This window comes from Streptomyces sp. V3I7, from assembly GCF_030817495.1.
GTDB lineage: Bacteria > Actinomycetota > Actinomycetes > Streptomycetales > Streptomycetaceae > Streptomyces.
In genome coordinates, this window is sequence record NZ_JAUSZK010000001.1 from 4,417,952 (window position 1) to 4,443,135 (window position 25,184).

Consider the following 25,184-nt stretch of genomic DNA (forward strand, 5'->3'; position numbering starts at 1 on the left):
CTCTTCCTCGTGCGTCGTTCGTCGCGGCTTACGGTTGCCTGCGACTCCGACTGTCAGCCTCGCATGGCACGATCGGAGCCTGACACATTCGACAATGAGCACAACGAGCATTGAGCGTGGGGGCCCAGCGATGGTGATGTTCTTTTTCCTGGTCGTCGCGCTCGCCGTGGTGGTCGCCGCGGTGACACTCGCCGTGGTGGGCGGCGGCGAGAGCGGTCCGCTGCCGGAGGCGGTGCCGGAGCGGCTCCATGGTCCGCTGCCGCCGGACCGGCCGGTGGGCCGGGCGGACGTGGAGAGCCTCCGCTTCCCGCTCGCCGCGCGCGGCTACCGCATGGCGGACGTGGACGACGCCCTCGGCCGCCTCGGCGCCGAACTGGCCGAGCGGGACGCCCGGATCGCCGACCTGGAGGCGGCGCTGGCCGGAGCCCGGGACGCCTCACAGGGCCGGCCGGGCAAGCCCGCGCAGGAGGACGAGCAGTGAGCGTGGAACGACCCCGCGCGGCCGTGGCCGGGGCGGACGGCGCGCTGCGCTGCCCCTGGGCGCTGTCCACCGAGGACTACGTGGCGTACCACGACGAGGAGTGGGGCCGCCCCGTCCACGGCGACGACGCCCTCTTCGAGCGCCTCAGCCTGGAGGCCTTCCAGTCGGGCCTGTCCTGGATCACGATCCTGCGCCGCCGGCCCGGCTTCCGCGCGGCCTTCGCCGGGTTCCGGATCGCCGAGGTCGCGGAGTTCACCGACGCCGACCGCGAGCGGCTGCTCGCCGACCCCGGCATCATCCGCAACCGCGCGAAGATCGACGCCACGCTCGCCAACGCGCGCGTGCTGGCCGACTGGTCCCCGGACGACCTGGACACCCTGATCTGGTCCCACGCGCCGGCCTCGCTCCCGGCCCCGAAGAGCCTCGACGACGTCGCGGCGGTCACCTCCGAGTCCACGGCCCTCTCCAAGGCCCTCAAGAAAAAGGGCCTCCGCTTCGTAGGCCCCACCACGGCCTACGCCCTCATGCAGGCATGCGGCCTGGTCAACGACCACCTGGCAGACTGCACGGCCCGCGAGAACGGGGCCAGCTGAGCGGTTTGTACGTTCAGGGTGCCGGTTCGGTGGGCGCGGGGCGGGGGCCGGCGGGGCCGGGCCCCGATTAGTCGGCGGTTGCGGGGCAGATGGCCGGACTGGCCGGACTGGCTGGCACGGCACGGGTGAAAGAAGCCCCTGTGTCTGGTGGCGAAGGGCCGTCGGGGCTGCGGGGCCGCCGTTCGGGTGGGCGTCGAGCCGTGGGGCCATCGGGCTGGTCCCCCTTGATCCGGCGGTTGCGGGTCGGCGGCTGCGCCCTCGGTCGGCCGTCCGGCCCCGCAGATGGCGGGACTCGCCGGCACGGCGTTGGCGAAGAAAGCCCCTCTGCACGCGTGCTGAGGGCGAGCCAGGGCCCGCGGGGGCCTGGGCCGCTCGCCCGGCGAGGGCAGAGACGCCCCGCGGGGGCCGGGGCCGCTCGCCCGGGGCGTCGAGGCGCCTCCGCTCCCCGGAAGTGAGAAGCGCCGGGCTTGCTGAGAGCTCGCCCGGCGCTGCTCGGAGGGGTCAGCGGCCCAGGTACTTCGGCTTTTCCTTGTTGACGAAGGCCTGGACCGCGATGGCATGGTCCTCGGACTGGCCCGCCCGAGCCTGGAGTTCGTCCTCCTTCTCCAGGGTCTCGGTGAGGGAGTGGGTGAGGCCGTAGGCCACCGATTCCTTCAGGGCGGCGTACGCCACCGTCGGGCCCTGGGCGAGCTTGCGGGCGATCTTCTCCGCCTCCGTGCGCAGGTCGGTCGAGGGCACCACGCGCTGGGCGATCCCGAGGTCGTACGCCTCCTGGGCGCTGATGGTGCGCGGGAAGAGCAGCAGGTCGGTGGCGCGGGCCGGGCCGATGATCCGGGGCAGCGTCCACGAGATGCCGGAGTCGGCGGTCAGGGCGACCCCCGCGAACGACGTGTTGAAGGACGCCGTGTCCGCCACCACCCGGTAGTCCGCCGCGAGCGCGAAGCCGAAGCCCGCCCCGGCCGCGACGCCGTTCACCGCGGCGACGACCGGCTTCGGCGCCCCGACGAGGGCCCGGGCGATCGGGTTGTAGTGCTCGCTGACCGTGCTCATCGTCTGTCCGGAGCCCGACTCCCGGTCGGCCGCCAGCAGCCCGATGTGCTCCTTGAGGTCCTGGCCCACGCAGAACGCCCGGTCCCCGGCCGCCGTCAGCAGGATCGCCCGCACCGCGTCGTCGGTGGCGGCGGCCTCGGCGGCCTCCCGGAGGGCGACCTTCGTCGCGATGTTCAGCGCGTTCATCGCCTCGGGGCGGTTCAACGTGATCGTCGCGAGCCCGTCGCTCACCTCGTAGAGCACGGTGTCGGCCATGGCGCGTCCCTCCGGTTCACAGCTCTGACGTACCGCTCGGTACGTCGTTGTCTGAGGACAGCATGGCGGAGATCCCCGCCCCTGGGCCGACCCCTTCATGTGACCTGCGTCAAACAAATCCCGCACGGATCGGCTCCAGGGGCGTGCGCGCGGTCGCGCAGTATCGCAGTCACATCCCCGAATTGAGTGGTTTTGCTCGCGCGCGTTGCGCAAGCGATGCCGACTGATGTTGGTCATCGGGTCCTGGGATGCGGGATAATGGCCTGGAAGCAATGTGTTCGATGCCGGTGTCGTGTGTCCGTCTCACGGACAGCGGGTGCCCTTTCCCGGGCCGTCGGCAGACGATGAGCTGGTTTCAGGAAGGGGAACGAGCATGGCGGCCATGAAGCCGCGGACGGGCGACGGCCCGCTCGAGGTGACCAAGGAGGGGCGGGGCATCGTCATGCGCGTTCCGCTCGAAGGCGGCGGTCGACTCGTCGTCGAGCTGACCCCGGACGAGGCCGAAGCGCTCGGCGACGCCCTCAAGAAGGTCGTCGTCTGACGCGCGGGCGACCAGCCTTTCGGCTGCCCCGGCACCATGAGTCATCGGTGCCGGGGCAGCCGCGTTTCCGGCGCGGGTAGTCCGTGAGCCGGGCCGTCGGTCGGGCCGCCGGCCCGGCGCCATGTCACGTCAGCGCTTGACGGCGCACAGCAGCCCGTCGCCCACCGGCAGCAGCGACGGCATCAGCTCGTCGCTCTCCCGCACCGTGCGCAGCAGCTCCCGCACCCGCAGCACCTCGGTCGGCTGCGGCCCCGAGTCCACGGTCCGGCCGTTGGTGAAGACGCCCTCGAAGACCACCAGGCCGCCCGGTCGCAGCAGGCGCAACGATTCAGCTAGATAGTCGGGGTACTCCAGCCGGTCGCCGTCGCAGAAGACGAGGTCGTAACCGGCGTCCGCGAGCCGGGGCAGCACGTCCAGGGCGCGCCCCGGGATGAAACGGGCCCGGTTGCTGGCGAAGCCGCAGGCCCGGAAGGCCTGCCGGGCGAACTGCTGGTGCTCCGGCTCGGGGTCCACGGTGGTCAGCACGCCGTCCGGACGCATCCCGCACAGCAGATGCAGCCCCGACACGCCGCAACCGGTACCGATCTCCGCCACCGCCTTCGCGTCCACGGTCGCGGCGAGCAACCCGAGCGCGGCGCCCGTGCTGGGCGACACCGAGCGCAGCCCTGCCTCCCGGGCCCGGTCGCGGGCCCAGTGCAGCGCCTCGTCCTCGGCGACATAGGCGTCGGCGAACGCCCAGCTCGTCTGCCGGTTGGCGGTAATGACCCTCTCCCGTCCCCTGATTGCCTCGGCGTGACTGTATCCGTTGGCCTCGGGAACCCGCAGATGGGACCGGGCGTTTAGAGGGTTGGAGGAGATACAGGGGACGCGACGGGGGGTAAGAGGTGGGACAGGACGCGGAGCAAGTGCTGACGCAGACGCACCAGCCGGGCGCGCCCGGATCAAATTCTGGTAAAACCGCTTATCCGGAGCTAACGGACGAGGTGGCTATGGTAGGGGCTCCACTGGACACCACCAGAGCCGACAGGGGAGGTGCGGCTGCGCCCGTGGGCCGAGGAGGAGTGCTACGGCGCTTCCTCGGATCGCCGGGCAGGCCGAAATCCGTGAACGACACCGCTGACCACAGCCACGCCACCGCCGACGCCGACGTCGCCCAGACCGCGACCTTCGCCAGCGACGCCGATGCCCAGGCGTGGACTCCGCCCTCCTGGGAGGAGATCGTCAGCACGCACAGTGGCCGCGTCTACCGCCTGGCCTACCGCCTCACGGGCAACCAGCACGACGCCGAGGACCTCACCCAGGAGGTCTTCGTCCGCGTCTTCCGCTCCCTGTCGACCTACACGCCGGGCACCTTCGAGGGCTGGCTGCACCGCATCACCACGAACCTCTTCCTGGACATGGTCCGGCGCAAGCAGCGCATCCGCTTCGACGCCCTCGGCGAGGACGCGGCGGAGCGGCTGCCGAGCCGTGAGCCCACCCCGCAGCAGGTCCTCAACGACGCGCACTTCGACGCCGACGTCCAGCAGGCCCTCGACACCCTCGCGCCCGAGTTCCGCGCCGCCGTCGTCCTGTGCGACATCGAGGGACTGTCGTACGAGGAGATCGCCGCGACCCTCGGCGTGAAGCTCGGCACGGTCCGCTCCCGCATCCATCGTGGCCGCTCCCAGCTCCGCAAGGCGCTCGCGCACCGTTCGCCCCAGGCCCGGGCCGCCGAGCGGCGCTCCCGCTCCTTCGTGCCCCGCGTGCCCGTCCTGGGAGGAGGGGGCGCGCCCGCGTGAGTGGATCATGGCCGAAGCCTGCGCTGGGACACCTCGCAGAGCAGCACCTGGGAGACCGGCTCTCCGCGCTCATCGACGGAGAGCTCGGTCATGACGCCCGCGACCGCGTGCTGGCCCATCTGGCCACCTGCGCCAAGTGCAGGGCGGAGGCGGACGCACAGCGCCGTCTGAAGAACGTCTTCGCGGAGGCGGCACCCCCGCCGCCCTCCGAGAGCTTCCTCGCCCGCCTCCAGGGCCTGCCCGGCGGCGGCTCGGGCGAGCCGGGCGGCGGCTCGCCGCTGGGCGGTGCCGCGTTCTCCGACCGGCTCTCCGGGCCGGGCACCGGCGTCTTCGGCGTGGGCCGGGAGGACCGCTTCGAGTTCGGCTACGTCCCCGCCCGCCCGCACGACCCCGCCGCCGACCGCGGTTTCCGTATCCACCCCGTCGGACGCCCGGACGCCGACCGCCCCGCCTCGCGCGGGATGCGGTTCGCCTTCGTCGCCGCCGGCGCGGTGTCGCTGGCCGCGGTCGCCCTCGGCGGCGTGACCGCCGGCCTGCCCGGCGCCGCCGGGACGGACGCCCGCGGCGGCACCGGCGCGGAGAGCAACATGACCCCGGCGCGTACGACCGGCTCCGGCGGGGCGGCCACTCCCGACGCGCAGCGCCGCCGCTCGGCCGCGCCGCTGCTCGCCCAGAGCACCGCGTTCGCGGCGACCCCGGCGCCGCCGACCCTGATGTCGGCGCCACTGCTGCCCGGGATCACGGGCCCCTTCGGGCAGCGCCAGGACGTAGTGAACCCCCCGACCGCGCCCGGCGCGGCCGTCACGTCCCCGCTCATACGCCCGCTCAGCACCCCTCCGCCGGTCATCCTCACCTCGTGGCCCGCGGCCACCGAGTCCGCCACGGCCGGCCTGCTCTCCGCGCCCGCGACCGGCACGACGTCCTCTCCCTGACCCGCCGCGCAGCACGCCGGCCCCGGCCCCAGGGACCGCGGCCGGCGCGGCGCAGGGCAACCCCGCAGGTCAGGGCGATCGCCCGCGGCCCCGTAAGGCAAACAACGCGGAAAGCCCGAGCCCGCACGCCCGAGGAGCGCCCGGCACAGTACCGGTCGGCCAGGTGTGCCGGGTACCGTGGACCCGGCCCGGACCACGGCAGACCCCGCGACACAGACCGCCGAGGGGCTGAGGGCCGAGGGCCGAGGACATCGCAAGGAGCTTCAGGTGTTCAATGACATAGGACCGCTCGAGCTGGTGACGATCATCGTGCTCGCAGTGCTCGTCTTCGGGCCCGACAAGCTCCCGAAGGTCATTCAGGACACCATGCGGACGATCCGGAAGATCCGCGAGTTCTCCGAGAGCGCCAAGCACGACATCCGCAGCGAACTGGGTCCCGACTTCAAGGACTTCGAGTTCGAGGACCTCAACCCCAAGACCTTCCTCCGCAAGCAGATGGAGAAGGACGAGCTGGGGCTGAACGAGCTCCGTGGCAGCTTCGACCTGAAGAAGGAGATGGCCGAGGTCACCGACGCGGTCAACGGCCACGGCGGCGGGTTGCCCGCCCCGTCCGCCTCCGTCCCGTCCGCCTCCGCCCCGCGCGTCGACATGACCAAGAAGCCCGAGGAACCCGCCGGCCAGGAGCGCCCGCCCTACGACGCGGACGCCACCTGACCGTCGTACGCACGGCGTGATCCCGCCGTCCGCACGACCCACCCGCCGGGCGGTTTCCCAGCCGCTCCCACAGGTGTGGTTATGCTGCCGAGTTGTTGCGCGGACCGTACGCAGACATGCAAGGCCGCCCGAAGGGGGGCGGGCCGCCGCGGTCCGACCAGAGCGAGGAGGCGTCCGGGTACATGGAGACGACAAGTAGGGCAGCCGGGCAGGCGTCGGCCACCGAGGGCGGCCGGCAGTCCGCCTCGGCCCGGCGCAGCGTCGACGGCTACCTGCTGGCGCCCTTCCCGTGGTACGGCCTGGACGAGGCCTTCACGGGGCCGCGCTGGCTCATGCAGGTCGGTACGGCAGCCGACGGCGCCGTCCAGCACGGCTCGACCGGGCACGGTGACGAACCCTCCGTGCGCAACGAGCACACGGCCGCGTCCGCGTCCGACCCGCGCGAGAAGTTCGCCGTGGTCGTCACCGTGGCCGCCAACCCCGTACGCCGCAGCGCCGACGGCACGGGACTGCTGGAGGCCACCTCGGTGTCCTCGGCGGCGTGGCTGGCGGGCGTGGGGCTGCTGACGTTCACCTGGCCCGGGCAGATGGACCACACCCTGCGCGACGACTGGCTGGAGCAGCAGACGGAGACCGCCTGGGTGCTGGCCGACGACCTGTCCGGCCCGGCCTGGTCGACGCTGTCCCTGCCGGTCGACGGCGTGCCGACGCTCTTCCACTACCGGGAGTCCGAGTTCGGCTGGGTCCTCGCCGGGTCGACCCAGGAGGGCGTGCACCTGGGCGCGTACGGGCGCGGGATGAGCGCCTACGGTCTTGGCTTCGCCATGATCAAGGACATCAACGCCTACGCCTAGCCGGTGGGGCCCAGCGGAAAGGGGCGCCGTTGGTTCGCGGCGCCCCTTCGCCGTAGGGCTTGATGTGGTGTCGCGGGTGCGGGGCGCATGTGGCTGGTCGCTCCCCCAAAGCTCTCGACTTCGTTCGAGCAGGGAGGTACCCCCATCGCGGCGGAGCCGCAAATCGGACACAGTCCCGCGCCCCTGCGTCGGCTGCCCTTGAGCCGGCTGTGTGGCTCTAGAACTTGTTCCTCGGCGTGATGCCCAGGGACAGGCCCGACAGACCGCGCTGACGGCCGCCCAGCTTGCCCGCGATGGCGCGCAGGGCCGAGCCCGCCGGGGAGTCCGGGTCGCTCAGGACGACCGGCCTGCCGTCGTCGCCGCCCTCGCGCAGACGGACGTCGATGGGGATGGAGCCGAGGACCGGGACCGTCGTGCCGGTCGTGCGGCTCAGGCCGTCGGCGACCGTCTGGCCGCCGCCTGTGCCGAACACGTCGACCATCTCGTCGCAGTGCGGGCAGGGCAGACCCGACATGTTCTCGACGACGCCCACGATCTTCTGGTGCGTCTGCACCGCGATCGAGCCCGCGCGCTCGGCCACCTCGGCAGCCGCCTGCTGCGGCGTGGTCACGACCAGGATCTCGGCGTTCGGGATCAGCTGGGCCACGGAGATGGCGATGTCGCCGGTGCCCGGCGGCAGGTCGAGCAGCAGGACGTCCAGGTCGCCCCAGTACACGTCCGCCAGGAACTGCTGGAGCGCGCGGTGCAGCATCGGGCCGCGCCACACGACCGGGGCGTTGCCCGGGGTGAACATGCCGATCGAGATGACCTTCACGCCATTGGCCGAGGGCGGCATGATCATGTTCTCGACCTGGGTGGGCCGGCCGTCGGCGCCGAGCATGCGCGGCACGCTGTGGCCGTAGATGTCGGCGTCGACGACACCGACCTTCAGACCGTCCGCCGCCATCGCGGCCGCCAGGTTCACCGTCACGGAGGACTTGCCGACGCCGCCCTTGCCGGAGGCGACCGCGTACACCCGGGTGAGGTTGCCCGGCTTGGCGAAGGGGACCTCGCGCTCGGCCTGGCCGCCGCGCAGGGCCGCCGCCAGCTCCTTGCGCTGCTCGTCGCTCATCACATCGAGCGTGACGTCGACCCGGGTGACCCCGTCGACGCCGGAGACCGCCTCGGTCACGCGCTGCGTGATCGTGTCGCGCATCGGACAGCCGGAGACCGTCAGGTACACGGTGACCGCGACCGCTCCGTCGTCACCGATCTCCACCGATTTGACCATCCCGAGTTCGGTGATGGGGCGGTTGATCTCGGGGTCGTTCACCGTCGCCAGTGCCTCGCGCACCGCGTCTTCCGTAGCCATAGCACTGATGGTACGGCGCACGGTGGGGGCCACGGAAAGACCTCTCAGCGGTCGTCTGTGTCACGTACCGGCCGTTGTTGCCGCCGCTCGGGTGGCTCCGGACGCCCCGGCAGCTCCGCCGGGTAGGGAACCTCCCCGTCCTGCTGCCGCTTCTCCTCCAGCTCCCTGACCAGGTCCTGGAGCTCGGAGCGGATCCAGTCGCGGGTCGCCACCTCGCCGAGCCCCATGCGCAGCGCGGCGATCTCCCGGGTCAGGTACTCGGTGTCCGCGATCGACCGCTCGTTCTGCTTGCGGTCCTGTTCGAGGTTCACCCGGTCGCGGTCGTCCTGCCGGTTCTGCGCGAGCAGGATCAGCGGGGCCGCGTAGGACGCCTGGAGCGACAGGGCCAGCGTCAGGAAGATGAACGGGAACTCGTCGAAGCGCAGGTGCCGCGGCGCGCTGACGTTCCACAGCACCCACACGATGATCACGACCGTCATCCAGACGAGGAACCGTCCGGTGCCGATGAAGCGGGCGATCTTCTCCGACAGCCGCCCGAAGGCCTCCGGGTCCCATTCGGGCAGGATCCGGCGCTTGGGCGCGCGCGGCTGGTCGAGCCGGGCGCGCTGCGGCCGCGGCGCGGCGGTGGCCCCCGCCGGGGTGCGCTCGCGCGTGCTCTCCCGCTCAGGAGCCATTCGTGCCCGCCCCCTCCTCCGCCGGGCTCTCGTCGAGGTGGAACTCCGTCTCCCGCCAGTCGTCGGGGAGCATGTGGTCGAGGACGTCGTCCACGGTCACCGCGCCCAGCAGCGACCCGGACTCGTCGACGACGGGCCCCGCGACCATGTCGTACGCGGCGAAGAACCCGGCGATCACGGGCAGCGCGGCGTCCGGGGCGAGCGTCTGGAGCTCGTCGTCGACCAGCGAGCTGACCAGGGTGTACGGCGGGTCGCGCAGCAGGCGCTGGAAGTGGACGGTGCCCAGGTACTTGCCGGTCGGCGTCTCGTCGGGCGGGCGGCAGACGTAGACCTGGGCGGCGAGGGCGGGGGACAGGTCGGGGTTGCGGACGCGGGCGAGGGCGTCGGCGACGGTCGCGTCCGGCCGCAGCACGATCGGCTCGGTGGTCATGAGACCGCCGGCGGTGTGCTCCTCGTACTGCATCAGGCGCCGCATGTCCGCCGCGTCGTCGGGCGCCATCAGGCTCAGCAGCCGCTCCTTGTCGGCCTCCGGGAGCTCGGAGAGGAGGTCGGCCGCGTCGTCGGGGTCCATGGCCTCCAGGACGTCCGCCGCGCGCTCCTCCTTCAGCTTGCCGAGGATCTCGATCTGGTCGTCCTCCGGGAGCTCCTCCAGGACGTCGGCCAGACGGTCGTCGTCGAGAGCGGCGGCGACCTCGGCACGGCGCTTGGCGGAGAGGTGGTGCAGGACGTTGGCGAGGTCGGCGGGGCGCAGCTGCTCGAAGGTGGCGAGCAGGTTCTCGGCGCCCTGCCCGTGCTCCTCCAGGGCGAAGCCGGTGACGTCCGACCAGGGGACCGTCAGCGTCTCGCCCTTGGCCCGCCGGAAGGCGCCGCCCTTCTTGCCCTTGCGGACGAAGAGCCGGTCGACCTCCCAGTCCCGGCGGGCCGGCAGCTGCTGCACCGACAGGTCCAGGACGGTGACCTCCTCGCCGGTCTCGTCGAGCCTGACCCGCCGGTCGAGCAGTTCCCCGAAGACGAGGCGCTCGGTGGGCCGCTGCTCGAAGCGGCGCACGTTGAGCACGCCGGTGGCGATGACCTGCCCGGACTCGATGCTGGTCACCCGGGTCATGGGCAGGAAGATGCGGCGCCGGGTGGGCAGTTCGACGACCAGCCCGAGCAGCCGCGGCGGCCGCTTGCCGACGCGCAGCATCACGACCAGGTCCCGCACCCGGCCCACCAGGTCGCCGTTCGGATCGAAGACGGGGACACCGGCGAGGTGCGAGACGAAGATCCGGGGGGCGCCGGCTGCCATGGCTGTACTCCCTTGACGACCTCGTGCGGCGTCCTTCTCGTCCGAAGCGACATCCGAAGTGCCGCTGTACGCGCTCCTTGTCCCAATGGCCCGCTCAGTGGGGTTCAGGCTAGCCCGTCCTGATCCGGTACGCCCTGGTGAGCGGTCCGGACGGACTGGCTCCGCCGCGTCGCCGCAGCCCCGGTACGCTGCGGTACGCCCCCCCAGGACCGCCAGAAAGGCAGCCCCGCCCGTGACTGTGACTCCCCAGGGCCGAACGCGCCGCGCCGCACCGAGGATCGCGATGTGTGCGCTGGTCGTGGCGGGGACGGTGGCGCTCTCGGGGTGCGGCGGCGACGCGGACCCGGACGCCGGGACCAATGGGGTGGGCCGGCTGTCGGCCGCCAAGATCCAGACGAAGACCCGTACGGCGGCGGACGCGGCCGGGGCGGTGCGGCTGTCGGGGACGGTGGTCGCCGCCGGACGGACGTACACGCTGGACATGCAGCTGAAGGACGACGGCGGAACGGGGTCGGTCACCGCGAAGGGGAGCGCGTTCAAGCTGGTGCGCATCGGCAAGGAGCTGTATCTGAAGGCCGACGCCGCCTTCTGGAAGCACGCCGGCGGCGGCGGCTCGGCGACCGCGGACAAGCTGGGCGGCAAGTACGTGAAGGTGCCGCAGGACGACCCGGTGTACAAGAAGTTCAGCGGCTTCACCGACAAGGGCGTCCTCCTCGGCGGACTGCTGCCCCTGCACGGCAAGCTGGCCACGGACGGCCACCACGAGGCGTCCGGTGTGCGCACCGTCCGCATCACCGGCGACCACGGCTCGGGCGGCACCCTCGACGTCTCCCTGGAGGGCAAGCCGTACCCGCTGCGCCTGGTGCGTGGCGGTCACGCGGGCACGCTCAGCTTCTCCGACTGGGGCAAGGACTTCGCCCTGAAGGAGCCCGCGGGAGACGACACCGTGGACTACGGGCAGCAACTGCCGTCGTCCTGACGGCGGCGGCCGTGTGCCGTGACCAGGGTCTTTCGTGACGAGAGGCGCTACGCCCGCTTGCGTCCGCGCCGCTTCAGGAGCAGCCGGGGCAGCCCCGCCGGGATCGGCTGACGCGTCGTCGCCGGGGTCGGCATCGGAGGCTCGGCGAGGGAGCCGTCCGGCAGCGGAAGGAGCCCGCCCGTCGGGACCAGGCGCAGCACCCGGCACTCGCGCGCCCAGCGGCCCGTCATGGCCTCGCCGTCGGACGCGTTGAGGCGCTTGCCCTTCAGCTCCGCGACCGTCGCCTCCCACTCGGGGGAGCCCGGCGCCAGCTCGGACACCGTCGCCGTCCAGTCGACCAGCCGGCCGCCCTTGTCCTTGCCGCGCACGACCACCTCGGCGGTGCCGCCGTCGGTCAGTCCGGCCAGGGACTGCTCGCCGGGGCCGTCGCCGACCACACAGGCCGCGCCCTCGTGCCAGGCGTGCCACAGCGCCCGCGCGGCCGGAGCGCCGGCGCCCTTGACCCAGATGAGGCCGGACTTCTTGGTGGCCTCCTCGACGAGGGCCTGGTCGAGCAGCTCGCTAGTCATGTGCCCAAGCCTATCCAGCCGTCCGGCGGGCCCCCGGCCGTCGGCCGTCAGCGACCCCGGGCCGCCGCCCTCACAGCCAGCCGTTGCGCTTCAACGTGCGGTGGATGCCCAGACAGATGACCACGGTGACGCCCATGATCCCCGGGTAGCCGTACCTCCAGTGCAGCTCGGGCATGTGCTCGAAGTTCATGCCGTAGACGCCGCAGACCATGGTCGGTACGGCGATGATCGCCGCCCACGCCGTGATCTTGCGCATGTCCTCGTTCTGGGCGACCGACGCCTGGGCGAGGTTGGCCTGGAGGATGGAGTTGAGCAGTTCGTCGAAGCCCACGACCTGCTCGTGCACGCGGTCGAGGTGGTCGGCGACGTCGCGGAAGTACTTCTGGATGTCCGGGTCGATCAGCCGCATCGGACGCTCGCTCAGCAGCTGCATGGGACGCAGCAGCGGAGCGACCGCGCGCTTGAACTCCAGCACCTCGCGCTTGAGTTGGTAGATCCGCGCCGAGTCCACACCACGCGACACCCCGCCCTTGCGGCCTGGCGAGAAGACCTCGGTCTCCACGTCGTCGATGTCGTCCTGCACCGCGTCCACGACCGCCATGTAGCCGTCGACGACGTGGTCGGCGATGGCGTGCAGCACGGCCGAGGGGCCCTTGGCGAGCAGCTCGGGGTCGTCCTGGAGCCGGTGCCGCAGCGCCCGCAGGGAGCCCTGCCCGCCGTGCCGGACGGTGATGAAGAAGTCCCGGCCGGTGAAGCACATGACCTCGCCGGTCTCCACGACCTCGCTGTTGGCGGTGAGCCGGTCGTGCTCGACGTAGTGGATGGTCTTGAAGACGGTGAACAGCGAGTCGTCGTACCGCTCCAGCTTCGGGCGCTGGTGCGCCTGCACCGCGTCCTCCACGGCCAGCGGGTGCAGCCCGAACTCGCTTGCGATGCCCGAGAATTCGGCCTCGGTCGGCTCGTGCAGCCCGATCCAGACGAACCCGCCGTCCCGGCGTACCTGCCGCATCGCCTCCTGCGGGCTCAGCGGGCCCTCGCTCGGGACGCGGGCGCCCTCGCGGTAGACGGCGCAGTCGACGACGGCCGAGGGCGTCGACGGGTCGCGAGTGCTGTCGTACGGACCGGTGTCCATGCGCAGACCGTCCTTGAGCGGGCCGTCCTTGCGGAGCGAGGGGCGGGACGGGCGGACGGCGGCGCGCAGGTCGCGGATCATCGACATGGCGGGCTCCTTCGCAACGCGCAGCGAAGCGCAACGAAACCGCGGTGACGGGTGGAACCACCCGGAATGAGGACGTCCTGACCGCGGATGTCTGGCACGTCCACAAAGCGGGGAGCACCGCACCGTCGCGGTGACTGGCTTCACTGCTGATTCGGCTACTGACGCAGAGCAGGGTGCAGTTCAGCTGCGGATCAGACAGATCAGGCAAAACAGACGAAGTGCTCTTCCGCAGGCGGCAGGAGTGCGCGCGCAGTGATGAGGTGGCAGCCAGGCAGAGCGGGCCGGAGCGGCTACGTCAGAGGCCGGAAGAGCGCGTGGTACTGCACGGTCGACTTCGGTCCATCGCAGCCCCACCTCCTCCGGCCGGTCCCTCGTAAGGGAGATTCATCCGGGCCGGAACCTGATCGCAGACGCTTGACGTGCCGTCCCGAGCCACCGGCTCACAGTATCAGCCGCCCGAAGTGTCAAGGCGCCGCTTTGCCTGTCACTGACGAGATCTATGCTCACCGCATGGTTGATGTCCTTGCTCTGGTCGAGGCACGGTTGAGGACCGCGCTGGGCGAACCGGACGCGCGCGCCGCCGTCACGTTCCTGGGCGCGGACCGCGTCGAGGTACTCCGTTTCCAGGACCGCGATCACGAGGGTCCCGTGGTCCGCTACGCCACCCTCGGCATGTCGGCGAACCCCATGACGGACCCCACGGCGACGCTCGCCGACCCCGTCAAGGGCCCCCGCGCCGAGCTGGTCCTCTCGGTCCGCGCGGGCGTCGCCGACACCGGCAAGGTGCTCCGTCCGCTGGCCGTGCTCGCCGCGTCCCCGCAGGTGGAAGGGCTCGTGGTGGCTCCCGGCGCCTCTCTCGACGTAGGGGAACCGCTGTGGCCCGGCGCTCCGTTCAGCTCGGTCCTGGTCGCCGAACCGGGCGGCCTCGTCGAGGACCTGGAACTGGACGATCCGATGGACCCGGTGCGCTTCCTCCCTCTGCTGCCGATGACGGCGAACGAGGCCGCTTGGAAGCGTGTGCACGGCGCCCCGGCCCTCCAGGAGCGCTGGCTGGCGAAGGGCACCGATCTGCGGGATCCGGCCCGCCGCTCCGTCGCGCTGGACTGACCTGTCCGACCGTGATCCATCTCACCAACGGCGGCTGGTGCCAGGACAGTTGAGTGGGCCGACGGGGTGGCCCGCGCGGGGGTGGTCGGCGGGCCGCGCGGGGGCTCGCGGTCCGCGTTTCCGCCCGGACGGGTGATCGTCCTTGACGTGGGGGAGCGAGGGTAGGACCGTGGGGCCCTATGAGGGGCGGAACCCAGTTGCCCGAAGTGTGGTGGCCGGGTCAGGGCTCCCGGACTCTTCGCCGATTCCTGGCAGTGCGACGTGCACGGGACGGTGCATCCGCTGCAGCCCGTGATCCCGCCCAGCGTCGAGGCCCTCAGCGTCGTGGTGCATCGCACCCAGGTGCCGGTGTGGATGCCGTGGCCGCTGCCGGTCGGCTGGCTGTTCACGGGCGTGGCCTGCGCCGGCGACGACCGCAGCGGAGGCCGTGCGACGGCGGTGGCCTGCTCGGGCCCCGGGCCGCTCGGCGGCATGGGCGAGCTGATCCTGGTCGCCGAGGAGATCGGCGTCGGCCTCGGCGCGCGGTACGCGGGCATCGACGGCCCGGACCCGGGACCGCACATGAACGTCGAGAAGCCGCCCCAGGCCAAGATGCTGGCCGCCGGCCGTCCGACCCCGCTGTGGCACGTCTCCGACGCCCCCCACGACCGCGCCGTCTTCGCGGGCGAGGCGCTCGGGCTGTGGCTGTGGGCGGTGGTCTGGCCCGAGCAGACCGGACTGCTGATGTACGACGAACTCGTCCTCACCGACCTCCGCGACGCCGGCGCCGAACTCGACCTGGTGCCGTGCGGGGCGCTGTCGCCGAGACTGCTCAAGCCCTGAGACGGCGCGCACGGAATGTAGGGGGCGCATCGCGGCTGCGGGTGTGACAGGAGGACCTGCGGATCCCGCTATCCTTAGGTGTCACCTTCCGTCCTGTCACCGCCTGGAGCCCGCGTCGTGCGCATCGATCTGCACTGCCACTCCACGGCCTCCGACGGTACGGACACCCCGGCCGAGCTGGTGCGCAATGCCGCCGCGGCCGGTCTGGACGTCGTCGCGCTGACCGACCACGACAGCACCCGCGGATACGCCGAGGCCGTCGCCGCGCTGCCCCGGGGGCTGACCCTCGTGACCGGCGCCGAGCTGTCCTGTCGGGTCGACGGCGTCTCCATGCATCTGCTGGCCTACCTCTTCGACCCCGAGGAGCCCGCCCTGCTCGCCGAGCGCGAGCTGATCAGGGACGACCGGGTGCCGCGGGCCCAGGCGATGATCGCCAAGCTGAACGAGCTCGGCGTGCCGGTCACCTGGGAGCAGGTGAAGCGCATCGCCGGCGACGGCTCGGTCGGCCGCCCGCACGTCGCCTCCGCCCTCGTCGAGCTGGGCGTCGTACCGACCGTGAGCGACGCGTTCACGCCGGAGTGGCTGGCCGACGGCGGCCGCGCCTTCGTGAAGAAGCACGAGGCCGACCCCTTCGAGGCGATCCGGCTGGTCAAGAACGCCGGCGGCGTGACCGTCTTCGCACACCCGGCGGCCGCCAAGCGGGGCCGTACGGTGCCGGAGTCCACGATCGCCGAGCTGGCCGCGGCCGGCCTCGACGGCATCGAGGTCGACCACATGGACCACGACGCCGACGCCCGGACCCGGATGCGCGGGCTCGCGACGGATCTGGGGCTGCTGACCACCGGGTCCTCGGACTACCACGGCAGCCGCAAGGCGGTGGCGCTCGGCGCGAACACCACCGACCCCGAGGTGTACGGGGAGATCATCCGGCGGGCGACGGGGGCGTTCCCGGTGCCGGGGGCCGGGGGAGCCTGACACCCGCCCCGCGCCCGTTCCTCACCCTCTCTCCGTTCCTCCGCAAGGCCTGCTCTTCATCATGTTCGACCTCGCCGTCTTCGGCTCACTGTTCCTGACCCTTTTTGTCATCATGGATCCCCCTGGGATCACCCCGATCTTCCTGGCGTTGACCGCCGGGCGGCCCGCCAAGGTGCAGCGGCGGATGGCGTTCCAGGCCGTCTGCGTGGCCGGTGGCGTGATCGCCGTCTTCGGCGTGCTCGGCCACCAGATCCTCGACTACCTGCACGTCTCCGTCCCCGCGCTGATGATCGCGGGCGGGCTGCTGCTCCTGCTGATCGCGCTCGACCTGCTCACCGGCAAGACGGACGAGCCCAAGCAGACCAAGGACGTCAACGTCGCCCTGGTCCCGCTCGGCATGCCGCTGCTGGCCGGTCCGGGCGCCATCGTGTCGGTCATCCTGGCCGTGCAGAAGGCGCACAGCGTCACCACGCAGGTGTCGGTGTGGGCCGCGATTCTCGCGATCCACGTCGTGCTGTGGCTGACCATGCGCTACTCGCTGCTGATCATCAAGGTCATCAAGGACGGCGGCGTGGTCCTGGTGACCCGGCTCGCGGGCATGATGCTCTCCGCGATCGCGGTGCAGCAGATCATCAACGGCATCATGCAGGTGGTCAAGGGCTGACCCGGCGGCCATCGCGGGCACCCGGCGGCGCCCGCGCAAACGCAGAGCCCCCGCACGGCGTCGATGCCGTACGGGGGCTCTGAAGCTTCTGCGGTACTCCGCGTGCTACTTCATCACGTCACAACAAGTCCATGTCACGAGGCCGTGGATTCGGCCGGTCGGATCCACAGCCGCTGCCCGATCGAGGCGGCCTGCTGAACGATCCGGTTGACGGAGGCGGCGTCCACGACAGTGCTGTCCACGGGGGTTCCGTCGACCTCGTCGAGTCGCATGATTTCGAAGCGCATTGCTTCTCCCTTCGTCTGGTCATCCTCCTGAGGAGAACTACTGGCTACAGCTACACACCTCTTCAACGAGCTGCACCCTGAAAACATTCCCTACGCTAAGGAAATTTTTCGCGGCGCTAATTACCTGACGATGGGGGCCGTCGATGAGACGGATTGTGATCACTTGCGTTCGCAGCGTGACCGGTGGCGCAGAGGGACAATAAAGGCGATGAACGACGACCTCGCCGGCCTCCAAGCCCGCATCGACCGCACGAACGAGCTGCTCCATCGCATGCTCGCCGAAGTGGCGAAGACGCCCTCGACCCACGCGATCTTCGTCGACGCGGGCTATCTGTACGCGGCCGCGGGCCGGCTGGCCGCCGGGACGGAGGACCGCCGCGCCTTCGACCTCGACGCCGAGGGGCTGATCGAGGCGCTCATCGACCGTGCCCGCACGATCTTCGCGGACAGCAGGCTGCTGCGCGTCTACTGGTACGACGGCGCGCGCCGCCGCATCCACACCACCGAGCAGCAGTCCATCGCCGAACTCCCGGACGTGAAGGTCCGCCTCGGCAACCTCAACGCCAACAACCAGCAGAAGGGCGTCGATTCACTGATCCGCTCCGACCTGGAGTCCCTGGCCCGCCACCGCGCCATCAGCGACGCGGCGCTCATCGGCGGCGACGAGGACCTGGTGTCGGCGGTGGAGGCGGCACAGGGCTACGGCGCCCGAGTCCATCTCTGGGGCATCGAGGCGCCCGAGGGCCGCAACCAGGCGGAGCCCCTGCTCTGGGAGGTCGACAGCCAGCGCACCTTCGACCTGGACTTCTTCAAGCCGTACGTCTCCCGGCGCACCGCCGCCCCGGCCTACGACAGCACGGTCAGCCGCCCCACGCGCGAGGACGTCCGCTTCGTCGGCGCCCAGATCGCGGCCAAGTGGCTGTCCTCCCGCGGCCGGGACGCCCTCGGCGAGCTGCTCCCCGGCCACCCCTATCTGCCCGGGCCCGTCGACCAGGACCTGCTGGTCGAGGCCGAAGGGGTGCTCCAGTACTCCCTGCGCGGCCAGGCGGACCTGCGCCGCGCGCTGCGCGACGGCTTCTGGGGGCACCTCCAGACGCAGTACTGACGCGCCGTCCGCCCGCCTCTCTCCGCCCGCCTCTCTCCGTCCGCCTCTCTCCTTCCGACGACGGGACGCTACGGCCGTGCCGCGCGGTCCCAGAAGCCGGCGATCGCCCGGGCGGTCGGCAGCGGCTGGTCGGTGTTGGGGGAGTGCTCGGCGCCCTCGATGACCGTGCGGTGGGCCCCGAGGCGTACGGCCATCTCGTCCAGGAGCGCGACCGGCCAGGTGTCGTCGTGCGCACCCGACAGGACGTGGAACGGCAGCGGGAGCGCGGCCAGTTCGGCGACACGGTCCGGCTCGACGCACAACTGGGCGCCCGTGGCGAGAAGTTGAGCGGGCTTGGTGGCCAGCCAGCGCTGCCGCAGATCCTCCCGCTCGTCCAGCCCGCCGTCCAGCTCCTCCAGTTCCTCGGGTGCCTCCATGGCCCGCATGGCGACCCACACCTCGGCCATCGACATCACCGCGAGCGCGTCCCGCAGCAGCTTCACGCGCTCCCGCTGCGAGGGGGAGATCTGCGCCGGCCCCGAGGACATCAGGGTGAGCGAACGAAAGGGGGCGTGGTCGAGGAGCACGGCCGCGCGCGCGATCTGCCCGCCCAGAGAGTGCCCCAGCAGATGCACGGGCGTACCGAGCGCCTCCACCTGCGCGAGCACGTCCCGGGCCAACTCGCCCTGCGCGTACGCAGCTTCGTCGAGATCGGGGCCGGCGGACTCGTACTGTCCGCGTCCGTCCACGGCGACGGTGCGGTACCCGCGCTCCGCCAGCGTGCCGTGCAGCGGGTTGAAGTCCTCCTTGCTGCCGGTGAACCCGGGCAGCAGCAGCGCGACGCCCCTGGGCTCGACCCCGGGGGCCGCGGGAGCGTCGACGACGGCGAACTCACCGCGCGCGGTGCGCAGGGAGTAGGCACGCGCGCCGGGGGGCGGGACGAAGGTCGAAGGCCGGCTCATGTGCAGAGGTTATCGGGCGGCCGGCGAGGCCAGGAGGGCGCGGTTGCCCGGCGGAAACGGTGACGGCCCGGTCCCGCGTGAAGCGGGCCGGGCCGTCGGTGTTCCGTTGCCGAGTTCCGGATGCCGGATCAGGCCTCCGGGGCCTCCGAGGTCGCCGCGGTCTTGCGGGTGCGGCGCGCCTTGGGCTTGGCCCCGGCGGTCTCGGTCGCCTCCGTGGCGGCCGTGGCGGCCTTGCGCGTACGGCGGCGCGGGGCGGTCTCCGGCTCCTCGGCGGCCTGCGCCGGGATACCGGCACCCGCCGCCTCGGCGACGGCCTTGCGGGTCCGGCGCGCCTTCGGCGCGGCCTCGGCGACCTCGGCGGTCTCCGTGGCGGCCGCAGTGGCCTTGCGGGTGCGCTTCGGCTTCGCCTCCACGGCCTCGGCCGTGTCCACGGCGGCCTCGGCAGCGGCCGCGGTCTTGCGGGTGCGGCGCGCCTTGGGCTTGGCCTCGGCGGCCTCCGCCGTCTCGGTCGCCTCCGCGGCGGCCGTGGTGGCCGTGGTGGCCGTAGCGGCCTTGCGGGTGCGCTTGGGCTTGGCCTCGGTGCCCTCGGCCGTGTCCACGGCAGCCTCGGCGGCAGCCGCGCTCTTGCGGGTGCGCTTCGGCTTCACCTCGGCGACCTCGGCGACCTCGGCGGTCTCCGTGGTGGCCGCAGTGGCCTTACGGGTGCGCTTCGGCTTGGTCTCCGTGCCCTCGGCCGTGGCGACGGCCGTCTCGGCAGCGGCCTCCGCGGCCTTGCGGGTGCGGCGGCGCGGCTTGGACTCCGTGGCCTCGGCGGCCTCCAGGACCACAGGCGCCTCGGTCGTGCTCGCGACCGTCTCCGCCGTGCTCTCGGCCGGCTTGCGGGTACGGCGGCGGCTCGGCTTCTCGAGGGTGTCCAGCGCGGCCGGACCCTCCGCCGTCTCCACGGCGGCCGTGGCCTGCTCGGTCACCGGCGCGGTCGCGACCTGCTGCGGCTGCGCTCCGCCGCGCGTGCGGCGACGGCGACGCGGGGTACGGGGCGCGGCGGCCTCGTCCTCGGCGACCGCCTCGGCGGCCGGCGACGCGGACTCCACCGGAGCCGGTGCCGACGCGGAGTCGGCCGCTGCCCCGCCGCGCGTACGGCGACGACGGCGCGGCGTACGCTCCGGACGCTCGCGCTCCTCGGAGCGGGAAGCGCCGCGGGAGTCACCGCGACCGCCCCGGCCGCCGCGACCGCGGCCGCCGGTCTCGCCCAGGTCCTCCAGCTCCTCGGCGGCCAGCCCGGCGCGCGTACGCTCCGAGCGCGGCAGGACACCCTTGGTGCCCGCCGGGATGCCGAGGTCCTCGAAGAGGTGCGGGGAGCTCGAGTACGTCTCCACCGGGTCGTTGAAGTCCAGCTCCAGCGCCTTGTTGATGAGCTGCCAGCGCGGGATGTCGTCCCAGTCGACGAACGTGATCGCCGTACCCTTGGCGCCCGCGCGGCCCGTACGGCCGATGCGGTGCAGGTACGTCTTCTCGTCCTCGGGGGACTGGTAGTTGACGACGTGGGTCACGCCCTCGACGTCGATGCCGCGCGCGGCGACGTCGGTGCAGACGAGGACGTCGACCTTGCCGTTGCGGAAGGCGCGCAGCGCCTGCTCACGGGCGCCCTGGCCGAGGTCGCCGTGGACCGCGCCGGAGGCGAAGCCGCGGCGCTGGAGCTGCTCGGCGATGTCGGCGGCCGTGCGCTTGGTACGGCAGAAGACCATCGCCAGCCCGCGGCCGTCGGCCTGCAGGATGCGGGCGACCATCTCCGGCTTGTCCATGTTGTGCGCGCGGTAGACGAACTGCTTGATGTTCGCGACCGTAGCGCCCTCGTCGTCCGGCGCGGTGGCGCGGATGTGCGTGGGCTGCGACATGTAGCGGCGGGCGAGACCGATGACCGCGCCCGGCATGGTCGCCGAGAAGAGCATGGTCTGACGGCGGGCCGGCAGCATCTTCATGATCTTCTCGACGTCGGGCAGGAAGCCCAGGTCGAGCATCTCGTCGGCCTCGTCGAGGACCAGGCACCTGACCCGGCTGAGGTCCAGCTTCTTCTGGCCCGCGAGGTCGAGCAGCCGGCCCGGGGTGCCGACGATGACGTCGACGCCCTTGTTCAGCATCTCGACCTGGGGCTCGTACGCCCGGCCGCCGTAGATCGCGGCGACGCGCACGTTGCGCACCTTGCCGGCGGTCAGCAGGTCGTTGGTGACCTGCTGGCACAGCTCACGCGTGGGAACCACGATGAGCGCCTGCGGGGCGTCGGTCAGGTCCTCGGGACGGGCGCGGCCGGCCTCGACGTCGGCGGGGACGGTCACACGCTCGAGGAGCGGGAGGCCGAAACCGAGGGTCTTGCCCGTACCGGTCTTGGCCTGTCCGATGACGTCCGAGCCCGAGAGGGCGACGGGGAGGGTCATCTCCTGGATGGGGAAGGGGGCGATGATGCCGACGGCCTCCAGGGCCTCGGCGGTCTCGGGAAGGATTCCGAGTTCACGAAACGTCGTAGTCAGGGTGCTGCCTCTTCTGTGTGTGCGGCGCGAGGCGAGCGCGGGGGTCGTGTCAGACCGTGCCGGGACGTCGGCTGCCTTACGGGCGTACCGCGAAGGCAAGCCGTAGGACACGGGACCTCTGTCGACGCTCTAGCGCTCGAACCGCTGAGGGTCCCTCCGGCTTCGTACGCTTGGTGCCGTACTTGCGGCCGGGAGGGCTGTCAGGTCGGAGCCGATCGGGCCACCGACCGGGCATCCTCATGCGTGCGGCCTGTCGAAGTACGTCAAAACGCGTCGACGTACTCAGCAGGCGCATTACCACCATACCCCGGAATCGCACACATGCGACGGCCGGTTTGGTCACGTAGTCGTGGTCACACTGCTCGGCCAGGGGCTTCCCCCCGGCGAGCGGCGGGCTATTGTGCGCTTCATGACGAGCTCTGACAAGCCTGACAACGCCTCCGCCGCGCCCGCCGGATCCGCGGCCTCCGCCGACTCGTCCGAGGCGGTCGAGCGCACCGGTGTCGCCGCCCAGGACTGGGCCCGCGCGTCGGCCGAGCCGCAGTACCGCGCCGCGGTCGTGGACCTGCTCGGCGCGCTCGCCTACGGCGAGCTGGCGGCGTTCGAGAGGCTCGCGGAGGACGCCAAGCTGGCGCCGACGCTGGCGGACAAGGCGGAGCTGGCGAAGATGGCCTCGGCCGAGTTCCACCACTTCGAGCAGCTGCGTGACCGGCTCACGGAGATCGGCGAGGAGCCGACCGCCGCGATGCAGCCGTTCGTCGCCGCGCTCGACGGCTTCCACCGCCAGACGGCGCCCTCGGACTGGCTGGAGGGCCTGGTCAAGGCGTACGTCGGCGACTCGATCGCCAGTGACTTCTACCGTGAGGTGGCCGCCCGCCTCGACTCCGACACGCGCGAGCTCGTCCTCGCCGTCCTGGACGACACGGGCCACGCGGGCTTCGCCGTCGAGAAGGTACGCGCGGCCATCGACGCGGACCCGCGCGTGGGCGGCCGGCTCGCGCTGTGGGCGCGGCGTCTGATGGGCGAGGCGCTCTCGCAGTCCCAGCGGGTCGTCGCCGACCGGGACGCGCTGTCCACGATGCTCGTCGGCGGCGTGGCGGACGGCTTCGATCTCGCCGAGGTCGGCCGGATGTTCTCCCGCATCACCGAGGCGCACACGAAGCGGATGGCGGCGCTGGGTCTCGCCGCGTAGCCACTCCGTGAGGTCGGCCGGGTCGCGCTCCGTTCGGGGGTGGCCCGGCCGTTTTGCGTCTGCGGGTGCGTGTGCCGCCGGGCGCGCGGTTCCCCGCGCCCCTCGGCGGCTGCGCCGCCTCGCCGGTCTTCGGGTTTACGCCGGGGCGGAGCTGCGGCGCAGGGGGCGGGGCGTGGGACGGAGCAGCAGGGAGAGTGACGCCGCGGAGACGACGGCCGCGCCGAGCAGGCTGAGCAGGACCGTGCCCTGATCCAGCGCGCTGTGGGTGACGAAGTCACCGAAAAGGGCTCCGGCGATCGCGGTGGAGAAGACCAGCGGACGGGCGGGCAGGCGGTGGGCCAGGCGGTGCGTCGCCACCCACGCGAGCATCACTCCGAGCAGGGCGGAACCGACGGCTTCCACGATCAACAAGGGGGCCCTCCCGCTACCGGCATGCGCTTCACGGTCGTAGCCGGTCATACCCCTGACCTGCGGAATGCAACCCTCCTCGGTGGGGCGCATGTGCTCCACCCGTGGAGGTGTTCACACGAAGGGGCCCGGCGGCTGTGTGCCACCGGGCCTCTTCGGTTGTGTCAGCTGTGACAGCGACCGCTGTCGGCTCGTGACCGCCGGCGGTGACTACAGCGCGCTGAAGCCGACCTTGCGGGTGGTCGGCGCGCCGAGCTCCACATAGGCGAGACGGTCCGTCGGGACGAGGATCTTGCGACCCTTCTCGTCCTCGAGGCTCAGCAGCTGCGACTTTCCGGCCAGTGCGTCGGCCACCACGCGCTCGAGCTCCGCGCCGCTCAGCTCGCTCTCCAGAACGATCTCGCGGGGCGCGTACTGCACGCCGATCTTGACCTCCACGGCTATGTCCCTCCGACGGTCAGTGAAGTGCGCGGCCTGCCGCGCTGTACCCCGAACACATTAGCCCGGTGAGGGGACGTCCATGCTCCGCCCAAGAACGCCAGGAGCGAACAGCGGCCGCCGATGTTGTCAGTGGTGGTCGTTGCCGTGCAGCGGGAAGCCGGCGATGCCGCGCCAGGCGAGCGACGCCAGGAGCTGGACCGCCTGGTCGCGCGGGACGCTGCGGTCGCTGTGCAGCCAGGAGCGCGCGACCACCTGGGCGAGCCCGCCGAGGCCGGAGGCCAGCAGCATCGACTCGGCGCGGGACAGACCCGTGTCCTCGGCGATGATCTCGCAGATCGCCTCGGCGCACTCGTTGCTCACCTTGTCGACGCGCTCGCGCACCGCGGGCTCGTTCGTCAGGTCGGACTCGAAGACCAGCCGGAAGGCGCCGCCGTCGTCCTCCACGTACGTGAAGTAGGCGTCCATCGTCGCCCGCACGCGCTGCTTGTTGTCGATCGTCGACCCCAGCGCGGCCCGGACCGACTCGATCAGGGCCTCGCAGTGCTGGTCCAGCAGGGCGAGGTAGAGGTCGAGCTTGCCCGGGAAGTGCTGGTAGAGCACGGGCTTGCTGACGCCGGCGCGCTCGGCGATGTCGTCCATCGCGGCCGCGTGGTAGCCCTGGGCCACGAAGACTTCCTGCGCGGCACCCAGAAGCTGGTTCCGTCGGGCTCGGCGTGGCAGGCGCGTGCCCCGCGGGCGCGCCGCCTCTGTCTGCTCGATGGCTGTCACGCCGCCTCCCAAATCGTCCACGTGCGGTGTGCGCCGCGCGGCCATCGTACTTTTCGGTAACCGTGGTGCGCGCGGTGCGAGCGCAGAATTTCACGTACCGAGGGCGATAAAAACCGACCTAAGATCCGCAACCGGCACAGGTTACTCCCCGTGTCGTCCCGGATGTCAGCGGTAGTCGTCAGCGGTAGTCGTCCTCGTCGAGCGAGACGACGCGCGTCTGTTCGATCAGGTCGGCCTCGCTGGCGCGATCCGCGTCCTCGTCGGTGAGGGGGGTGTCGCGCTCCTCGGTGACGTCCGTGAGCTGCTCGGCGGCGTCGCCCTCGGGGGCCTCGACGTCGATCTCCGTGACGTCGGACTCCTCCAGTTCGGCGAGCTCCTCCGGATCGGTGGGGTCGAACTCCATGGCGGGCTCCCTTCCTAGTACGTCCCCGGAATGAGCAGGGGCCACAAACGGGTGCCCTGGTAAGAGCCTAGGAGACACCCGATGTGGACGCTATGCCATCCGGGGCCCGTTCCTCGTGTGGCGTTCGTGAACCGGGGCGGCGCCCGTGACAGTGGCTCCATGTGTGACTGTGGCTCCACGTGTGACCGCGGCTGCGCATGTGGCCCTGGCTCGGCGTGTGGCCCTGGCTCCGCCTGTGATGGCGAACACATGAACCAGAGCGTGATCG

27 protein-coding genes and 1 pseudogene are annotated in these 25,184 nt (G+C 71.8%); 14 read left to right on the forward strand and 14 right to left on the reverse strand.

What is annotated here, in order from left to right:
* Positions 1-130 precede the first annotated feature (130 nt).
* Positions 131-481 carry a DivIVA domain-containing protein gene (locus tag QFZ74_RS20770; RefSeq protein WP_307622302.1) on the forward strand — a complete coding sequence of 117 codons (351 nt, stop codon included), beginning with the start codon at positions 131-133 and terminating at the stop codon, positions 479-481.
* Entirely contained in the window at positions 478-1,074 is a 597-nt protein-coding gene (locus QFZ74_RS20775) for a DNA-3-methyladenine glycosylase I (RefSeq protein WP_307622303.1), read from the forward strand. The genes QFZ74_RS20770 and QFZ74_RS20775 overlap by 4 nt, the downstream gene beginning before the upstream one ends.
* A gap of 501 nt (positions 1,075-1,575) precedes the next feature.
* Here the strand turns inward: QFZ74_RS20775 and QFZ74_RS20780 are convergent.
* Positions 1,576-2,379: an enoyl-CoA hydratase/isomerase family protein gene (locus QFZ74_RS20780; protein WP_307622304.1), complete on the reverse strand. Its 804-nt coding sequence runs from the start codon at positions 2,377-2,379 to the stop codon at positions 1,576-1,578.
* Between the two features lie 373 nt (positions 2,380-2,752).
* Between QFZ74_RS20780 and QFZ74_RS20785 the strand changes: the two genes are divergently transcribed.
* Entirely contained in the window at positions 2,753-2,920 is a 168-nt protein-coding gene (locus QFZ74_RS20785; protein WP_018544333.1) for a DUF3117 domain-containing protein, read from the forward strand.
* A 129-nt stretch (positions 2,921-3,049) separates the two neighbouring features.
* On the opposite strand, the gene QFZ74_RS20790 is transcribed toward QFZ74_RS20785, so the two are convergent.
* Entirely contained in the window at positions 3,050-3,703 is a 654-nt protein-coding gene (locus QFZ74_RS20790; protein ID WP_307624225.1) for an O-methyltransferase, read from the reverse strand.
* Between the two features lie 278 nt (positions 3,704-3,981).
* Between QFZ74_RS20790 and sigE the strand changes: the two genes are divergently transcribed.
* From sigE to QFZ74_RS20810, 4 genes are all read left to right on the forward strand, one after another.
* Complete coding sequence (gene sigE / locus QFZ74_RS20795; protein WP_307622305.1) at positions 3,982-4,698, forward strand: RNA polymerase sigma factor SigE; 717 nt, start codon at positions 3,982-3,984, stop codon at positions 4,696-4,698.
* Positions 4,695-5,630: an anti-sigma factor gene (locus QFZ74_RS20800; protein ID WP_307622306.1), complete on the forward strand. Its 936-nt coding sequence runs from the start codon at positions 4,695-4,697 to the stop codon at positions 5,628-5,630. Before sigE ends, QFZ74_RS20800 begins: the two co-directional genes overlap by 4 nt.
* A 267-nt stretch (positions 5,631-5,897) precedes the next feature.
* On the forward strand, positions 5,898-6,344 hold the full coding sequence (locus QFZ74_RS20805) for a sec-independent translocase (protein WP_307622307.1): 447 nt from the start codon (positions 5,898-5,900) through the stop codon (positions 6,342-6,344).
* A gap of 182 nt (positions 6,345-6,526) precedes the next feature.
* Positions 6,527-7,198: a hypothetical protein gene (locus QFZ74_RS20810; RefSeq protein WP_307622308.1), complete on the forward strand. Its 672-nt coding sequence runs from the start codon at positions 6,527-6,529 to the stop codon at positions 7,196-7,198.
* Positions 7,199-7,415: 217 nt separating this feature from the next.
* Here QFZ74_RS20810 and QFZ74_RS20815 read toward each other — a convergent pair whose 3' ends face one another.
* The 3 genes from QFZ74_RS20815 to QFZ74_RS20825 are packed head-to-tail and all read right to left on the reverse strand — an operon-like array spanning position 7,416 to position 10,511.
* Complete coding sequence (locus tag QFZ74_RS20815; protein ID WP_307622309.1) at positions 7,416-8,549, reverse strand: Mrp/NBP35 family ATP-binding protein; 1,134 nt, start codon at positions 8,547-8,549, stop codon at positions 7,416-7,418.
* 44 nt (positions 8,550-8,593) lie between these two features.
* A complete protein-coding gene (locus QFZ74_RS20820) occupies positions 8,594-9,223 on the reverse strand; it encodes a DUF1003 domain-containing protein (RefSeq protein ID WP_307622310.1) in 630 nt (209 codons plus the stop codon).
* Complete coding sequence (locus QFZ74_RS20825) at positions 9,213-10,511, reverse strand: magnesium transporter MgtE N-terminal domain-containing protein (RefSeq protein WP_307622311.1); 1,299 nt, start codon at positions 10,509-10,511, stop codon at positions 9,213-9,215. Before QFZ74_RS20825 ends, QFZ74_RS20820 begins: the two co-directional genes overlap by 11 nt.
* 232 nt (positions 10,512-10,743) lie before the next feature.
* On the opposite strand from QFZ74_RS20825, the gene QFZ74_RS20830 reads away from it, so the two are divergent.
* Positions 10,744-11,490 carry a hypothetical protein gene (locus QFZ74_RS20830; RefSeq protein WP_373462421.1) on the forward strand — a complete coding sequence of 249 codons (747 nt, stop codon included), beginning with the start codon at positions 10,744-10,746 and terminating at the stop codon, positions 11,488-11,490.
* Positions 11,491-11,537: 47 nt separating this feature from the next.
* On the opposite strand, the gene QFZ74_RS20835 is transcribed toward QFZ74_RS20830, so the two are convergent.
* Positions 11,538-12,059: a hypothetical protein gene (locus QFZ74_RS20835; protein WP_307622313.1), complete on the reverse strand. Its 522-nt coding sequence runs from the start codon at positions 12,057-12,059 to the stop codon at positions 11,538-11,540.
* A gap of 70 nt (positions 12,060-12,129) precedes the next feature.
* Positions 12,130-13,278, reverse strand: coding sequence for a magnesium and cobalt transport protein CorA (locus tag QFZ74_RS20840; protein WP_307622314.1), 1,149 nt, complete (start codon positions 13,276-13,278; stop codon positions 12,130-12,132).
* A 510-nt stretch (positions 13,279-13,788) separates the two neighbouring features.
* On the opposite strand from QFZ74_RS20840, the gene QFZ74_RS20845 reads away from it, so the two are divergent.
* From QFZ74_RS20845 to QFZ74_RS20860, 4 genes and pseudogenes are all read left to right on the forward strand, one after another.
* Positions 13,789-14,385 (forward strand): suppressor of fused domain protein, encoded by a 597-nt coding sequence (locus QFZ74_RS20845; RefSeq protein WP_307622315.1) that lies wholly within the window; start codon positions 13,789-13,791, stop codon positions 14,383-14,385.
* A 189-nt stretch (positions 14,386-14,574) separates the two neighbouring features.
* Positions 14,575-15,207 (forward strand): annotated as a pseudogene (locus tag QFZ74_RS20850) (DUF6758 family protein); the annotation flags it as partial.
* A 117-nt stretch (positions 15,208-15,324) separates the two neighbouring features.
* Positions 15,325-16,182 (forward strand): PHP domain-containing protein, encoded by an 858-nt coding sequence (locus QFZ74_RS20855; RefSeq protein ID WP_307622316.1) that lies wholly within the window; start codon positions 15,325-15,327, stop codon positions 16,180-16,182.
* A 61-nt stretch (positions 16,183-16,243) separates the two neighbouring features.
* Positions 16,244-16,846 (forward strand): MarC family protein, encoded by a 603-nt coding sequence (locus QFZ74_RS20860; protein WP_307622317.1) that lies wholly within the window; start codon positions 16,244-16,246, stop codon positions 16,844-16,846.
* 134 nt (positions 16,847-16,980) lie between these two features.
* Here the strand turns inward: QFZ74_RS20860 and QFZ74_RS20865 are convergent, their stop codons facing one another.
* Positions 16,981-17,133 (reverse strand): hypothetical protein, encoded by a 153-nt coding sequence (locus tag QFZ74_RS20865; protein ID WP_307622318.1) that lies wholly within the window; start codon positions 17,131-17,133, stop codon positions 16,981-16,983.
* A 208-nt stretch (positions 17,134-17,341) separates the two neighbouring features.
* On the opposite strand from QFZ74_RS20865, the gene QFZ74_RS20870 reads away from it, so the two are divergent.
* Positions 17,342-18,238 (forward strand): NYN domain-containing protein, encoded by an 897-nt coding sequence (locus QFZ74_RS20870; RefSeq protein WP_307622319.1) that lies wholly within the window; start codon positions 17,342-17,344, stop codon positions 18,236-18,238.
* A gap of 68 nt (positions 18,239-18,306) precedes the next feature.
* Here the strand turns inward: QFZ74_RS20870 and QFZ74_RS20875 are convergent, their stop codons facing one another.
* Positions 18,307-19,179, reverse strand: coding sequence for an alpha/beta fold hydrolase (locus QFZ74_RS20875; protein WP_307622320.1), 873 nt, complete (start codon positions 19,177-19,179; stop codon positions 18,307-18,309).
* Positions 19,180-19,307: 128 nt separating this feature from the next.
* Complete coding sequence (locus tag QFZ74_RS20880; protein WP_307624226.1) at positions 19,308-21,611, reverse strand: DEAD/DEAH box helicase; 2,304 nt, start codon at positions 21,609-21,611, stop codon at positions 19,308-19,310.
* A 502-nt stretch (positions 21,612-22,113) separates the two neighbouring features.
* On the opposite strand from QFZ74_RS20880, the gene QFZ74_RS20885 reads away from it, so the two are divergent.
* Entirely contained in the window at positions 22,114-22,896 is a 783-nt protein-coding gene (locus QFZ74_RS20885; RefSeq protein WP_307622321.1) for a ferritin-like fold-containing protein, read from the forward strand.
* 135 nt (positions 22,897-23,031) lie between these two features.
* Here QFZ74_RS20885 and QFZ74_RS20890 read toward each other — a convergent pair whose 3' ends face one another.
* The 4 genes from QFZ74_RS20890 to QFZ74_RS20905 all read right to left on the reverse strand — a co-directional run bounded on the left by QFZ74_RS20890 (position 23,032) and on the right by QFZ74_RS20905 (position 24,916).
* Positions 23,032-23,304: a hypothetical protein gene (locus QFZ74_RS20890; protein WP_307624227.1), complete on the reverse strand. Its 273-nt coding sequence runs from the start codon at positions 23,302-23,304 to the stop codon at positions 23,032-23,034.
* Positions 23,305-23,514: 210 nt separating this feature from the next.
* Positions 23,515-23,742 carry a DUF3107 domain-containing protein gene (locus tag QFZ74_RS20895; protein WP_307622322.1) on the reverse strand — a complete coding sequence of 76 codons (228 nt, stop codon included), beginning with the start codon at positions 23,740-23,742 and terminating at the stop codon, positions 23,515-23,517.
* A gap of 129 nt (positions 23,743-23,871) precedes the next feature.
* On the reverse strand, positions 23,872-24,513 hold the full coding sequence (locus QFZ74_RS20900; RefSeq protein ID WP_307622323.1) for a TetR/AcrR family transcriptional regulator: 642 nt from the start codon (positions 24,511-24,513) through the stop codon (positions 23,872-23,874).
* 178 nt (positions 24,514-24,691) lie between these two features.
* A complete protein-coding gene (locus tag QFZ74_RS20905; protein ID WP_307622324.1) occupies positions 24,692-24,916 on the reverse strand; it encodes a hypothetical protein in 225 nt (74 codons plus the stop codon).
* Between the last annotated feature and the right edge of the window lie 268 nt (positions 24,917-25,184).

Coding starts and splice junctions, on each gene's coding strand:
- QFZ74_RS20770 (WP_307622302.1), top strand. CDS start 131: ATGGTGATGTTCTTTTTCCTGGTCGTCGCGCTCGCCGTGGTGGTCGCC.
- QFZ74_RS20780 (WP_307622304.1), bottom strand. CDS start 2,379: ATGGCCGACACCGTGCTCTACGAGGTGAGCGACGGGCTCGCGACGATC.
- QFZ74_RS20785 (WP_018544333.1), top strand. CDS start 2,753: ATGGCGGCCATGAAGCCGCGGACGGGCGACGGCCCGCTCGAGGTGACC.
- QFZ74_RS20810 (WP_307622308.1), top strand. CDS start 6,527: ATGGAGACGACAAGTAGGGCAGCCGGGCAGGCGTCGGCCACCGAGGGC.
- QFZ74_RS20815 (WP_307622309.1), bottom strand. CDS start 8,549: ATGGCTACGGAAGACGCGGTGCGCGAGGCACTGGCGACGGTGAACGAC.
- QFZ74_RS20820 (WP_307622310.1), bottom strand. CDS start 9,223: ATGGCTCCTGAGCGGGAGAGCACGCGCGAGCGCACCCCGGCGGGGGCC.
- QFZ74_RS20825 (WP_307622311.1), bottom strand. CDS start 10,511: ATGGCAGCCGGCGCCCCCCGGATCTTCGTCTCGCACCTCGCCGGTGTC.
- QFZ74_RS20835 (WP_307622313.1), bottom strand. CDS start 12,059: ATGACTAGCGAGCTGCTCGACCAGGCCCTCGTCGAGGAGGCCACCAAG.
- QFZ74_RS20840 (WP_307622314.1), bottom strand. CDS start 13,278: ATGTCGATGATCCGCGACCTGCGCGCCGCCGTCCGCCCGTCCCGCCCC.
- QFZ74_RS20845 (WP_307622315.1), top strand. CDS start 13,789: ATGGTTGATGTCCTTGCTCTGGTCGAGGCACGGTTGAGGACCGCGCTG.
- QFZ74_RS20860 (WP_307622317.1), top strand. CDS start 16,244: ATGTTCGACCTCGCCGTCTTCGGCTCACTGTTCCTGACCCTTTTTGTC.
- QFZ74_RS20865 (WP_307622318.1), bottom strand. CDS start 17,133: ATGCGCTTCGAAATCATGCGACTCGACGAGGTCGACGGAACCCCCGTG.
- QFZ74_RS20870 (WP_307622319.1), top strand. CDS start 17,342: ATGAACGACGACCTCGCCGGCCTCCAAGCCCGCATCGACCGCACGAAC.
- QFZ74_RS20875 (WP_307622320.1), bottom strand. CDS start 19,179: ATGAGCCGGCCTTCGACCTTCGTCCCGCCCCCCGGCGCGCGTGCCTAC.
- QFZ74_RS20880 (WP_307624226.1), bottom strand. CDS start 21,611: ATGACCCTCCCCGTCGCCCTCTCGGGCTCGGACGTCATCGGACAGGCC.
- QFZ74_RS20885 (WP_307622321.1), top strand. CDS start 22,114: ATGACGAGCTCTGACAAGCCTGACAACGCCTCCGCCGCGCCCGCCGGA.
- QFZ74_RS20905 (WP_307622324.1), bottom strand. CDS start 24,916: ATGGAGTTCGACCCCACCGATCCGGAGGAGCTCGCCGAACTGGAGGAG.